Below are 14,336 nucleotides of genomic sequence, written 5' to 3'. Positions count from 1 at the left end.
TTTATGAAAAAGAAGTTGTTTGATCTGTCGATTCCTCCAAACGAATCAGCTTGTCCACCTGTTCAGGAAGTATCCAAACACGAGATGGCTATTATTGGAATCTCACTACGAATGCCAGGAGCTGACAATATTCGTGATTTCTGGCGGCTGATGCAGGAGGGGGCCGATTGCATTGGCAAGCTGCCAAAGGCAAGAGAACACGATGTGCGACGTCTTCAGCAACTTGCAAACAGAACGGAAGCGATTGAATTTGGCGAGGCAGGGTATCTCACAGACATCGATGTATTTGATTACGATTTTTTTGGGATTTCACCAAAAGAAGCTGCGCTTATGGACCCGCAGCAGCGTTTGTTTCTCCAAGTAGCTTGGGAATCGCTGGAGCAGGCAGGTTACGGAGGAACAAGAGCACGCAGCAGCAGTACAGGTATTTATGTAGGCTTTAACAGTAACCACGCTGGCATATATCAGCAGATGGTACAGCTTGCCGAACCAGAAGCAGTCAACATTGCGTTTGCAGGAAACATGGCACCGATCATTCCGAGTAGAATCGCTCATTTGCTGGACTTAAAAGGACCTGCAATGCTGGTTGACACAGCCTGCTCGTCCTCATTAGTAGCGATACATCTGGCGTGCCAAGCGATCCGTGCCGGAGATTGTCAAATGGCGATCGCCGGCGGAGTGCGCGTACAACTGTTGCCAGTCAAAAGTGGATTCAAGATAGGAATTGAATCATCGGATGACCGCACCAAAACCTTTGATGAGCGTTCTGATGGAACTGGCTGGGGAGAGGGGGTCGCAGCCATCGTACTGAAGCCTTATTATAAGGCGCAACAGGATGGCGACCCCATCTATGCGGTCATTAAGGGAAGCGCCATTAATCAGGACGGTCAATCCGTTGGCATAACGGCGCCGAATCGTGAGGCTCAAGAGGAGGTGCTGATGCAGGCTTGGCGTCAGGCGGGCATTCGCCCAGATACACTTGGCTACTGGGAAGCGCACGGAACAGGGACGAAGCTTGGCGACCCGATTGAAATTGATGCCATCCGTAATGCAGTGGCGCGCTACACTGATCGCAAACAGTTCTGTGCGATTGCTACCGTGAAGTCCAACATAGGGCATTTGGACTCGTGTGCGGGTATTGCAGGTGTCATTCGTGCGACATTAGCTCTTTATTATAAACAGCTGCCGCCGATGGTTCATTTTCAAACGCCAAACCGACAAATAAACTTTGCAGATTCGCCTGTCTATGTAGAGACGAGATTGCAGACATGGGAGAGCGCGCCAAATCATCCGCGACGCTGCGGCGTTAGTTCCTTTGGCTTAAGTGGGACCAATGCACACCTAGTTATGGAAGAAGCGCCGCAACCTCCGCCCGCTTCAGACGTGCAGCAGCACGCTGGAGCTGGCTTCCATCTCTTCACGGCGTCTGCACGTAATCGATCCCAGCTGCGCGTCCTGCTTACACATTATGTGGAGCATCTTGTGGCCGATGGCTCGCAATCAAGCCAACGTCTTGGTGACTGGTGTTATACCGTCAACACGAGTCGCGGTCACTATGCTTACCGGATTGCTGCAGTTGTTCAGACGATGGATCAGCTTAGAGAAGTGCTAGAGCGCGTCGTTCTGGAAAAGCAAGATCAATCAGAAAAAGCAGAGCAAGTGGATAAAGTAGATCCACATCTAACTGGCAAGGTTTATTATGGCGTGGGAGAGGCCGCAACAACTCCAGTTCATTCGTCCAGTGCGAAGGGCACGGTTGAAGCTGTTGAAGAGAGTCGATCAGCTTTTGACGAAAGCATTTGCGACGAAAAAGCTCTTCATGTGTTGGCACAACGTTATGTAAACGGGGATGAACTGGACTGGTCAGCAATTTATGCGAACAAGGTGAATCGTCGTCTACACGTGCCAGTTTATCCGTTTGCAAAGCAGCGCTGCTGGATTCATCTTGGTGAGGTTGCAGGCGAAGATGAAGTAGAAAATGTACCGGAACTTTATGTCCGTACCTGGCTTCCATCTGATCCAATGTCATCTGAGAAGGATCAGCATGCAGATTCAATGCTAAAAGTGCAAACCGCAGCTTCTCTCCATACTTCGGGAAATCGAGTTATGTTAGTTCACCGAGGTCAGGCACGAGCGCAGCAAGTAAAGGAATTGTTGCAAAGTCGTGGGGTGCGGGTCACAGATATGAAGCTGGGTACTGTATTTACGGCGCTATCAAAGGATGAATATGTTGTACGCGGTACACCGCAAGATTATACGGAAGTGTTCCTGCAAAGTAGTACAGACAACACGTATATAACACAAGTTCTATTTGATATGACCCCTGACCACGAGGACGTGGAAACTAACGTGATGAACAGTAAGACGTTGTTTGCTCAGAGTCTGGAATGGGGGGTATATACACAGTTTTCATGGATAAAAGCCTATTTAACTACTGGTAGTTCACAGCCATTAGACATGCTGACCGTTGTGAGCCATGCCCATCTTGTCACAAAAGAAGATGTATTGATCAGACCAGAGTACGGGCCGGTTATTGGGTTTAGCAAGTCAATTCCGTTTGAATACGGACATATCAGCACTCGGATTTTTGATGTTGACGCCTGTACAACTGCTGAAGAGATTGCTGCTGAAGCAGCTAACAGATTCGAGACAACGATAGTTGCTGAACGAAACCATGTGCGATACAGAGAACAGATTGAGTCGATAGGATCAAGGCCGGAAGTGAGCATTACGGCATCGGAAGGGGGCACTGGTCATACGTCACTTGCTAACCAAGCAAGACTGGAAGCTTCCGTTGCCGATGGTGAGCAGCTTGAGGTCGCAGCGACTGCGGTCGTAGACGCACAGCCTGATACGAGTCGAAGCTTAAAATCGGACGGAGTATATGTGATTACTGGGGGGACTGGAGGCATTGGTCTCACGCTCGCAAGACACTTTGCAAGTCAGCACCCCATTTCTATCGCATTGGTTGGACGACATATACCTACTCAGCTAGAGCAAAGTGATGATGCCGATGCCCTTAATTTAACGGACGAATTCTCGGACTCAGCTAAGCGCTTAAAGAAGCTGCAAGCAGCTGCACATGAAATGGAATCCCTTGGGTCTCACGTACATTTCTATGCTGTGGATGTATGTGATGAACAAGCGGTAGCGGGGCTAATGACGGACCTGCGAGCGAAATTTGGTCGAATAAATGGGGTTGTGCATTGCGCTGGTGTTCCTGGCGAAGGGTTTATTATTCGTAAAGAAATGAAGGTGTTCCGTCAAGTATTAGCGCCCAAAGTGCAAGGTACTTGGAACTTGGAGCGTGCGACGGCTAATGATGAGCTTGATTTCTTTATACTTTGCTCTTCCATGACTAGTGCTTTTGGTGGAGCAGGTCAAAGCGACTATGCGGCAGCCAACGCGTTTCTGGATTATTTTGCTCTTTATCGAAGTCAAGCGCGCACCTCACGAACCGTTTCCATTCAGTGGCCGACGTGGCGCGAAACAGGAATGGCTGTTGATCGCGGCGTTAATATGAATCATACGTGGTTTAAGCCAATTTCAAATCGCCAGGCTTGCATGATTTTGGATTATGTGCTTTCAGGAGGGCCGCCGGTTATCATGGCAGGGGAATGGCAGTCTTCCGTTCTCCAAGGCAGTGCCGAGCTTGCAGCGGCGCTGCCGCTATCCCCAGAGCTCCATCAGCGATTACAAGTAGCTGTCGCATCGCCTCAAGGACAGAATACAGCTCCAACGAGGCAGCTTAAGCCGGTTGTCGTTAAAGGAGAATCAATATCGGAAATGGCAGCTTATATTGCGCAGGTTTGGCGGGAAGTGCTTGGTTTTGAGGAATTTCATGCGGAGGCTAACTTTTTTGATATCGGTGGAGACTCGATCATGATTGTTAACGTACATCGTTTACTTGAAGAGCGATACGCAGGAGTAACGACAATGGTAGACCTGTTTATGCACCCCACGATCCAGTCTTTATCTTTGTTCATCGACAAGCGACTGCAAGAAATGGACGTCAACGAACGCATGGAACCTCAATCTAAAGGGCTTCATGCGGACACCCGAATTGGAGCAAATCAGAATACGGATATGAGCTCGTTAAATCAAGCCGATTATGAAGCTGAACTGTTTGCTTTATTTGATCAGGTTGAACAAGGGCAGCTATCACAGGGGGAGGCCTATCTTCGTTTGGACAAGAAGGAGGAGAAGCGCCAATGAGCAAATTACGCCAGACTATATTTGATTATACAGTTGCAGGAAAAATGGATAAGCGTGTTGGCGTTGAACTGCTGACCTTGCTTAAACAGGAGGAAGTGGAAAGTCCACATGATATCGCGGTCATTGGGATGTCTTTCGAGCTGCCTGGTGCAAATGGTGAAGACGCCTTATGGCATGTGCTTGAAGGCCGTCAGGACTGCATCCGTCCTTTTCCAGAAACGCGTCTACAAGATGTTGCTGCTATGCTTACGCAGCTTGGCTTATCAGAGTTGTCGCTGTCTGAGTGTGGATATTTAGAGGAAATTGACAAGTTTGACTATGATTTTTTCCGTCTCTCCCCTAAAGAGGCCAGCCTAATGGATCCTCACCAGCGATTGTTTCTGGAAACAGCTTGGAAAACGATAGAGGATGCAGGATATGGAGGCTCACGGCTAAAAGGAAGTCGAACAGGTGTTTACGTGGGGTATAACGGCTGGCCCTTATATGAGCGTATGATTGCCAGTATGATGCCAGGTCAGTCACAAATTGCGACGGCAGGCAACGTGTCTTCCATTATTGCAAGCCGAATTGCCTATATGCTTGATTTGCACGGGCCTAGTTTGCTTGTGGACACCGCATGCTCCTCCTCTTTAGTTGCCGTTCATTTGGCAGTAAGAGCAATCCGCAGCGGAGAATGTGACATGGCCCTTGCAGGCGGCGTTAAGTTAAATTTGCTACCGATGGTACATGACAAAAATAATATCGGTATCCATTCCACGGACTTCCGCACCAAGTCATTTGACGCCAGTTCAGATGGAACTGGCTGGGGCGAAGGGGTTGCGTCAGTCTTGTTAAAGCCGCTTGCTCGTGCGTTAGCGGACGGAGACGTGATCCATGCTGTTATTAAAGGTAGTGCCACAAATCAGGATGGCAATTCCAACGGCATTACGGCGCCTAACGCAAGAGCGCAGGAAGATTGCATCGTACGCGCATGGGAGGATGCGGGGGTTACGCCGGATACAATCAGATACGTGGAGGCGCACGGAACGGGAACGAAGCTTGGAGATCCGATTGAAATTGAAGGAATCAAGCGAGCGTTTGGACGCTACTCCGTGCAAGGGGAGCCGAGACCTATCGGCACGGTTAAATCCAATATAGGACATTTGGACAGTGCTGCGGGTATTGCTGGACTGATCAAATCGATTGTGATGCTTAAACAACGAAAGCTGCCGCCACTGCTACATTACGAGCGGCCTAACGCGCAAATCAATTTTGAAGACTCCCCTGTTTTTGTGAATACAGAGACAAAGGCTTGGGAGGAAACAGGGCCGCTTCGAATCGGAATCAGCTCCTTTGGACTTAGCGGAACAAACTGCCACCTCATCTTAGAAGAAGCGCCGCTGCGCCGGACTCGACCGGCATTGAATTCATCACGACCCACACCATATGTTCTAACTTTATCAGCCAGAAGCCAACAATCATTGGATGCATTAGTCACGCAATACATGAATACGTCTTTGTTAGGAGAGAACCAAGCAACTGATGAACTTCATGTAGTATCTGAATCAGAAAATGAACAGCTAGCTTCTATCTGCTATGTATCCAATCTTGGTCGAGGCCATTACGAATATCGGCTTGCCATAATTGTAAGTCAGTGGACAGAAATAGCTGTACGGCTGCACGAGTGGCGGCAGCAGCCGACGGGTAATCCATATGTTTTTTTTGGCCAGCACAAGCTGACCACAAGAAAGAAGGAAGATGGTATTTCGATTACTGAAGTCGAACAGCGCGAATTAGGGCGACAAGCAAGCGAAGTGATAGCACGTGCCCTAACGTATCAAGCAGCAGGGCAGAGTGCTGCTTATATGGAGCAATTGCAGCAGCTGGCCGAGTGGTATGTGCGTGGCGCACAAGTGCCTTGGGACGAAATGTATTCTGTACTTTCTTCTACTCCTGCTGCCATAAGATTGCCAGTCTATCCGTTTGAACGTAAGCGCTGCTGGTTGGACTCTCCTTGGTTGGGGATGGCTCCTTCCAGTGAAGAGAGGAAAGCTGATGCAGCGGCACATCCGCTGCTAGAACGATTAGCGATACGTACATTTGACGAAGAGGTGTTTGTTACCTCCTTTCATCCTGATAGGCACTGGGTGTTAAGTGATCATCGTGTACTGGCTTCACCTACTATTCCAGGTACTACTTACATTGAGATGGCGCGTCAAGCCTGCTCTAACTACGTTAACGATGGTGTGCTGGAATTTAGCAACGTATATTTTCATACACCTCTAGTGTTTAAGCAGAGCCAGGCTATTGAAACACATACCATCGTAAGACGTGTCGGAAGTGGATTCGAATTCCGTATCGTAAGTAAACAGGAAGAGCCTAATGCAGGTTTAACGGAATGGCTAGTTCATGCAACTGGAGCTATGACTGTCAAGGCTAAGGAACAGCACCCCGTACTTGACGTTATGAGCACTCGCTCCCGTCTGACAGAGCAGGATTGGGGCGCAGATTATGAGGTGCGTAATCCAGCTATACAGTTTGGTAGCCATTGGACGGATATTCGGTTTGAAGATGTATACACCTGTGAAAATGAATTGCTCTTACATTTAACATTGCCCAATCGTTATGATATGGAAAGGCAGCAAATGTCCTTTCATCCCGCGTTGATGGATGTGGCAATCACCTTTTGCGGCGATATGATTACGAGCGGCATGTATTTGCCTTTTATGTATGAAGGATTACGGGTTTACGGTGAAGTGCCTTCCACCTTGTATTCTTACATTCGCATGCAGCCATCTGCCGCCGAAGATCGTGCAAAGGAAGTTGTTCGCATGAAAGTGACGATCTGTGATGAAGCGGGAAATGTGGTTGTGGATGTGGATCATTTTACGCAAAAAAAAGTGCGTCAAATTGATACGCTTCGTCCTGATGAGCCACATTTGTTCCGCAAGGAATGGGTACACGATTCCATTTCAGGCGATGAAGTTGCGGACGGCAATGAAGGAAATGAAGGAAATGAAGGCCATGATCCTCTAACAAGGCTGAGTCCAAGGGAGACTGTGCTGTTATTAACAGACCAATCACGAATGGCGAAGGACGCGGCAGAAGAATTAAGACAGCGTGACCTACAAGTAATTGAGGTCGTAAGGGGTAGTTGCTTCTCACGCACAGCAACTGGATACACAGTGGGTGCAGCGGCAGCGGACTATGAGCAACTGATTGCATCCATCCGGGAGGATAAGGTGTCATATGTCCTGCATATGTTACTTGCCAGCGAGCAGGGGCCTGTAGACACGCTTGCGAATCTTCATAAGCGTTTGGACGATGGTGTATACAGTCTGTTTCACTTTATTCGGAGTTGGGTCACATTAATGCCAAGCACTCCTGTTCGCCTAGCCTCGGTCATGAGATATGCCGATATGGTGACTGGAGATGAGCCTTATCTACAGCCGGAAAGCTATTCACTGTCAAGCCTGCTGCATGTGATTAGCCAAGAGCATCACGATATTAGGACGTCCTGCTTGGATATAGACGATTTCACGCCGGCCTCTGTCTGGCTCAAGGAGCTTGCTTCAAATGATGCGGTGCTCCATTGCGCTTATCGCAATGGCATCCGCTATGCGGAAAGATTTGGCGTTGTTCCGGTTGCTGCTTTGGACAAGCTTCCTGTTGCATACCGTTCTGACGGGGCCTATGTCATTACTGGCGGAACAGGCGGTTTGGGCTTGGAGGTGGCTCGTTATTTAGCTGAACGTGGTGCTCGCCATCTTGTGCTGCTAAATAGAGGCGGTTGCCCTGATCCTGAGCAATGGGAGGCGCTGCAAAGTTGTTCAGACAAGCCTAAAACTGCACGCATAGTAAGAGCACTTATGGAGTTGCAGGAACAAGCTGTAGAGGTAGAGGTGCAAGCAGTCGATTTGACAAATATCGATGACCTTCGTACCTGTTTTCACTCGATTCGCGAACGTCACGGTGCCATATACGGGCTGTTCCATTGTGCTGGCGTTGCAGGGGAAGGTGTAATTACGCGCAAGTCAGAGTCCTCTTTTGCAGCCGTCATGTCACCAAAGGTAGAAGGAACTTGGCTGCTAGATCAAGTAACGTCCGAAGACCCGATGGATGTAATGGTGCTGTTTTCCTCATTTTCTAGTATTATGGGTGGTTACGGTCAGGCGGATTATGCCACAGCCAATGGGTACATGGATGGATTCGCAAAGCTGAGAAGTTTACGTGGAAGACGAACGCTATCGATTAATTGGCCATCATGGAGCGATGTTGGTATGGCGGTAGATTACGATGTGGACTTTGAGAGCAATATTTTTCATGCCGTATCAACGAAGCAAGGGTTAGCGATGCTGGAACAATTGATGGGTGTGCCCGTCACGAACGCTATTGCAGGTCATATAAATTGGTCTATAGCGCTATCAGCAGGCCTTTCAAGCATGATGCCGCTATCTACTGAGCTTGAAAGCTGGATGAAAGAAAGCGCCTTGCAGTTGCGGTTTACGGACAAGCAGCAAGCTGTCCAAGAACGGACGGAGACAGCAGGTACGGTTACGCTCTTAGGAACAGATGCTGCAAATGAGATCGAACAGGGATTAGCCCAAGTATGGGGACAACTGTTTGGCAGACAAGAAATTGAGATTGATGATAGCTTTTACGACCTAGGGGGTGACTCCATACTAGCGATTACGATGCTTCCCCAGCTTGAGCGTTTATTCCCAGGTACGATAAATATTTCGGATCTTTTTATGTACCCTACTATACGAGAACTAGGAAAGTATATTCAGGAGCAAAGAGATCAGGCAAAGCGTCTCGCAACGATAGCTGCTCAAGAGCCAAACATTGCCCATTCAGAGGTACTTGAACAATTCGATCTGGATGAGCTATTGACGCAGGTTGAACAGGGGACCTTGTCAGTAGACACTGCTAATGTACGTTTGCATACGACCAATTCGCATTCCAGCTCTAATTCATGAGCGTATCATTCTTTTATGGTTACCTTTATGTTTAAATAGCTATTTTTAATTAGAACCCCATTATAAGGAGGAAATTATATGTTTAGAGAAATGCACAAAGCTAAAATCCACCGCGCTACAGTTACTGAGGCTAACTTGAATTATGTGGGTAGTATTACTATTGACCAAAATGTACTAGATGCAGCGGATATTTTGGAAAACGAAAAGGTACAGGTTGTAAACATCAATAACGGCGCTAGATTGGAAACATACGTTATTTCTGGCCCGCGGGGCAGTCGAATGATTTGTCTGAACGGTGCAGCAGCACGGCTTGTGCAGCCGGGCGACAAAGTTATTATTATGTCTTATGCTTTGATGAGCAACGAAGAGGCATTGGTACACAAGCCGCGAGTTGTTCTTATGGGCGATGACAACGAGATGATTGATGAGCGTTACACAGAACTACACTCTACAATGGTATAAACATAGGGGAGGCCAGGCGCTAATGAACGAGCAGATGCAGCGGCTTATATTAGAACAGCTAGCAGCCGGCAAGATATCAAAAGAGATGGCTAAGGAGCAGCTGACTAATCTCTTACGCCAAGGTTCCTCGAAATCTGTGCATGCAAGGGGACAAGATGAACAACGCACAGCTGTATCAGATGCATCTGTGCAATTGTATGATCTTTCTCATGCCCAACGTGGGATGTGGCTACAGCAGCAAATGGAGCCGGAACTTACGACGTACAATTGTCCCTTTTATGTTCATCTGCATACAAATGCGCACGCTGAGCAAATGCCGGAGGAAGATTATCGAATGTATCTTCCTGCCGCAGATTTAAATATAGCAGCGCTAGAGAAAGCCCTTCAGCTCGTAGCAGAACGGCATGAATCGTTGCGAACCGCATTTGTAGAAGTAGGGGGCAAGCCGAAGCAGCAAATACGTACTGACGTTAAGCTGCGGCTTCAATATATAGATTTAACAGCACATATGAAGCCAGAGGAGGAGTTGGAGCGGCAGATTTGGATGGATAAGCAGACACCATTTGATTTGACTACTCCTCCGGTCACAGCTAAGCTGTTCCGACTTGCCGCACATCATTATTGTTATTATGTGAACATGCACCACATCATAATGGATGGCTGGAGTACAAAGGTGATCGTAGATGAGATGTTCGCCTATTACCGGCAGGAGGCGTTTGGCCTCCCTGCCGCATTGCCTAAGCTGCCAATTAAATATGTAGATTATGTGCAGGATGAATTGTTGTGGGAGCGTTCGGACGAGGCTCACGGGATGGAACAATATTGGTTGAAAGAGTTAAGTCATCCATTACCCTCCTTACGTTTGCCAGGTGATTACGAGCCAGCGCTCCCCCGCACACATCGTGGAGGCTATGTATCGGCATCCATCAGTGGTCATTTGGTAGACCCTTTAACACAAGCGGCCAAACGCTCTAATGTTACTCTGCATATGCTGTTTCTAGCTTGTTATGTGATGCTGCTGCACAAATTAACAGGTGAAGATGACATTATTGTTGGTGTCCCAGTACTCCAACGCAATAAACCAGAACTCCAGCACGTAGTAGGTGTGCTAATTAATGTGACTTGTATCCGAGTTCAATTCGATAAACGGACCTCGTTGGCTGATGTCGTTGCGCAAGTGAAGAAGAAGACGCTGCTTGGCTTAAAGAACAGCCGACTGCCATTTGAGCGTATCGTATCCGAAGTGAATCCGAACCGGGTGATGGGTCAAAATCCGATTTTTTCGACATTGTTTCAATTTTTTGACTACATCCCACAAGCAAACGATGGCGTTTCGATGTTTGATTTGAGCTTGCAGTGCAGACAGGCTCACGATTCGATCCTGCTCCGGATGGAGTACGCAAGCGACCTGTTTGAACGGGACACGGTAGAGCGTTACCTTTGCTATTTCACGAGAATTATTGAACGATACGCGGAGAAGTCCTCCCAACGATTATCCGAATTGCAGCTGCTTGAGCCAACTGAGGAAGCCGCCTATATTTCACAAATTATTTTTAACGAAGGGGATCGGTTAGCAAGTGAGGTTTTGCCGTTTCATCAACAATTTGAGCGGCAAGCAGCCTTAACGCCTGATGTCATAGCACTCAAGTGTGGGCATCGTGAGTTAACTTACAGCAGCTTAAATTCACGTGCCAATCAGTTAGCTCATACGTTGCGGTCACGAGGGGTGGGACCAGAGTGTATCGTAGGTTTGCTCACTAAACGAACGCCTGAACTTATTATTGGGATGCTTGGTATTTTAAAAGCAGGCGGCGCCTATGTGGCAATAGATCCCTCTTTCCCAGAAGAGCGGATTCGAACGATGCTACAGGATTGCGGAGAGCAGTATTTATTAACGGAGTACTCGCTTGCGGGAATGATTCCTTCATTAGAAGAATGGTATTTAGATGATCCGGAATTATATGCGGATCAAGATGATAATCTCACTTGCATAACAGCGGTGGACCATCTCGCTTATGTTTTATACACCTCGGGATCTACGGGACGTCCGAAAGGGGTTATGATTACACAGGGGTCCTTGGCCCATTTTATAACTAGCTTCAGCGAGCGAATTCCGTTTTCAGCCGGATACAAAGTGGCAGGTCTTGCTACGGTATCGTTTGATATTTTTGTTGTGGAGCACCTTATTCCACTTGCGCGTGGAATGACCGTTGTTCTGCTGCAAGAACGTGAACAGCAGGACCCACGGCTCATAAATGAAACACTGCTGCAAGAGCAGGTGGATGTCCTCCAGATTACACCTTCGCGTTTAAAAATGTGGCTGCGTGATGAGCAGCATTTGGAATGTATGCAGCAGTTGAAAATAATGATGATTGGAGCGGAGGCATTAACTTCTCATTTGCTGGCGCAAGTGCAAGCAAGGACTGAGGCTCGTATTTATAATTTGTACGGACCAACAGAAACGACGGTCTGGATGATGAGCAAAGAAGTTACATCACCGTGTGAGTCAACCCTTATTCCAATAGGAACACCACTGGCTGGCATGGAGGCATACGTGCTAGACGAGGAACTGCGGCTGCAACCTCCAGGTGTAGCTGGTGAGTTATGTATAGGCGGTTCTGGCGTAGGGCGCGGCTATATAAATGATACGGAACTGACAGCTAGTAAGTTCGTAGCGCATCCTTTTCACCCCGGAGAGCGTATGTATCGAACCGGTGACAGAGTGCGTCTCAATCGAAACGGTGAATATATTTATTTAGGCCGTGCAGACCATCAGGTAAAAGTAAGAGGTTACCGAATTGAGCTTGGAGAGATCGAACAAGTTTTGCTGACTTATACGGGAGTAAGCGAGGCAATCGTCCATCCTTGGACAAACGAATCAGATGATCGTGTTTTGTGTGCGTACTGGGTGGGGCCCGAAGCGTTAGAAGCTGATCGTCTTCGTTCTGAGCTGGCGAGCCGGCTGCCTGATTATATGATTCCTGCGTTTTTTATACGGTTGGCAGAGGTTCCTCTAACGCCTACCGGTAAAGTTAATCGTAAAGCTTTACCAGATCCGTTTCAGCACGCCGATGTTGAAGTCGCTCCGATTACAGAGCCAGAAACAGAGGCGGAGACTCAGTTGCTTGAAATTTGGCAGCAGTTTTTTCAACATCGAGCTTTTGGGGTTACTGACGATTTTTATAATCTAGGCGGCAACTCGATTATGGCGATACAAATGCGACATCAACTGGAAATACGGGGGTATACGATTGATGTCGCTAATCTGTTTCAATATCGAACCATTCGTAGACTAGCTCCCCATCTAAGCAGGCAAGAGCAAGAGCAGGAACAAGAATGGGGAATCCTATCTGCTAATGTGGAAGGTACTGTCGTCCTGACGGAGCTTCAGACACGCTTTTTGCAAACCAATACTTTATGTCCAGCTCAACATCACTATTTTTCAGCCGTGCTCAGCCGTGGATCAGGTTATCAGCTAGAGATTGTCAAGCTAGCCCTGAGCAGACTTGCAGAGCATCATGATGGGCTGCGAATAGGGTATTACGGAAGCCGAGAACAGCCCGCTGCCTATAATCGGGGGATGTACATTCCTTTGTTCCGCGCGGAGAATGGTGAGATATTGGACTGTGCAGGTAGTGCTTTGATTCCAGAAGAGCATATGATTTGGGGAGCGGATAAGGTAGCGAACATGAGCTTATTCGAGCCGCTGATAGAAGCTAAAGTCATCCTGCCACAAGCGCAGCAGACGGGTGAAGGGTACGACCAGCATGTATCCCCAGAAGGGTCAGATGCGCTTGATAGCTCAGAGCCATTGACAGGCCCATACTTGGCACTACGAATTCATCGATTAGTCGCAGATGAATATTCGTGGAATGTATTGCTTGCTGATTTTTCTACCATTTATGAGCAATTGCTTGCACATACGCAAGTACGTCTTCCTGCTAAAACGGTCTCACTTCGACATTGGTCAAAATGGATGACCAGGGGACTTGAGCGGGCGAATCTTCCGATTTCACCTAACAATTCCTTTACTGGAGACGAAGAGCCTAAATCGATGACACGCCGTATGGCGCGTTGGCATCAAGCATTGATCGTACCGGTATCTGCTGAGGGTAATCCTCATATAAGGGGCCTCTGGAGACAGCCTTCAGGCGACTCAGCGCGAATAAGTCATGAAGATTTGGAGCAGACATTGTTGCATGTGTTGCTTGATGCGTTAAGAGGCTGTAATTTTATGGAGGACAAACTGATCCTTAGTCGCTGGATGAATTTACGTGTACAAAATCAATCAGTTTATGATACTTCACGAACAGTTGGGTGGATGGAGCGGGAACAATTCATTACGGCCACATATCGGAATGAGTCCGCATCATGGGTCCTTCATCCAGTAGAGCCGGTGGGACAAGAGGGAGTGTCGAAGTCGCAAGGTCGCGAAGCAGAGATATGCGACATTGGCTTCCGTTATAGCGATATGTCTGTTGATTCAGAGCAGCAGCGTCTAGTTCGATGGACTACACCGATTGATGGGCTGCACAACTTGTATGTAACCGTGTATAAGCATCAAACTTATTTGACGGTGCTAATAGATTTTGATCAAAATTGTTGGCAGCAAAGTGTTATTGAGCAACTGTATACAACGCTGGAAACTTACTTGAATGTCAAGCAAACAGACATGGAAGCAGCCGCCGCCAAAGACTAAAC

General features: G+C 47.9%; 4 protein-coding genes. All 4 read left to right on the top strand.

Annotated features, from left to right (window positions below):
* Positions 1-3: 3 nt before the first annotated feature.
* The 4 genes from H509_RS26925 to H509_RS0119965 all read left to right on the top strand — a co-directional run bounded on the left by H509_RS26925 (position 4) and on the right by H509_RS0119965 (position 14,334).
* A complete protein-coding gene (locus H509_RS26925; protein ID WP_051287454.1) occupies positions 4-4,215 on the top strand; it encodes a type I polyketide synthase in 4,212 nt (1,403 codons plus the stop codon).
* Entirely contained in the window at positions 4,212-9,173 is a 4,962-nt protein-coding gene (locus tag H509_RS0119975; RefSeq protein ID WP_028546642.1) for a type I polyketide synthase, read from the top strand. Before H509_RS26925 ends, H509_RS0119975 begins: the two co-directional genes overlap by 4 nt.
* A gap of 78 nt (positions 9,174-9,251) precedes the next feature.
* The gene (panD, locus tag H509_RS0119970) at positions 9,252-9,635 is read left to right on the top strand and encodes an aspartate 1-decarboxylase (protein ID WP_028546641.1); all 384 of its coding nucleotides are present in this window, start codon (positions 9,252-9,254) and stop codon (positions 9,633-9,635) included.
* A gap of 22 nt (positions 9,636-9,657) precedes the next feature.
* A complete protein-coding gene (locus tag H509_RS0119965; protein WP_028546640.1) occupies positions 9,658-14,334 on the top strand; it encodes a non-ribosomal peptide synthetase in 4,677 nt (1,558 codons plus the stop codon).
* Positions 14,335-14,336 lie beyond the last annotated feature (2 nt).

The organism is Paenibacillus taiwanensis DSM 18679 (genome assembly GCF_000425125.1).
Lineage (GTDB): Bacteria > Bacillota > Bacilli > Paenibacillales > Paenibacillaceae > Paenibacillus_B > Paenibacillus_B taiwanensis.
This window is presented reverse-complemented; position numbering and strand designations above follow the sequence as displayed.

Bases quoted from the DNA above. Each gene is read 5' to 3' on its own strand.
- H509_RS0119965 (WP_028546640.1), top strand. From the start codon at position 9,658: ATGAACGAGCAGATGCAGCGGCTTATATTAGAACAGCTAGCAGCCGGC.
- H509_RS0119975 (WP_028546642.1), top strand. From the start codon at position 4,212: ATGAGCAAATTACGCCAGACTATATTTGATTATACAGTTGCAGGAAAA.
- H509_RS26925 (WP_051287454.1), top strand. From the start codon at position 4: ATGAAAAAGAAGTTGTTTGATCTGTCGATTCCTCCAAACGAATCAGCT.
- panD (WP_028546641.1), top strand. From the start codon at position 9,252: ATGTTTAGAGAAATGCACAAAGCTAAAATCCACCGCGCTACAGTTACT.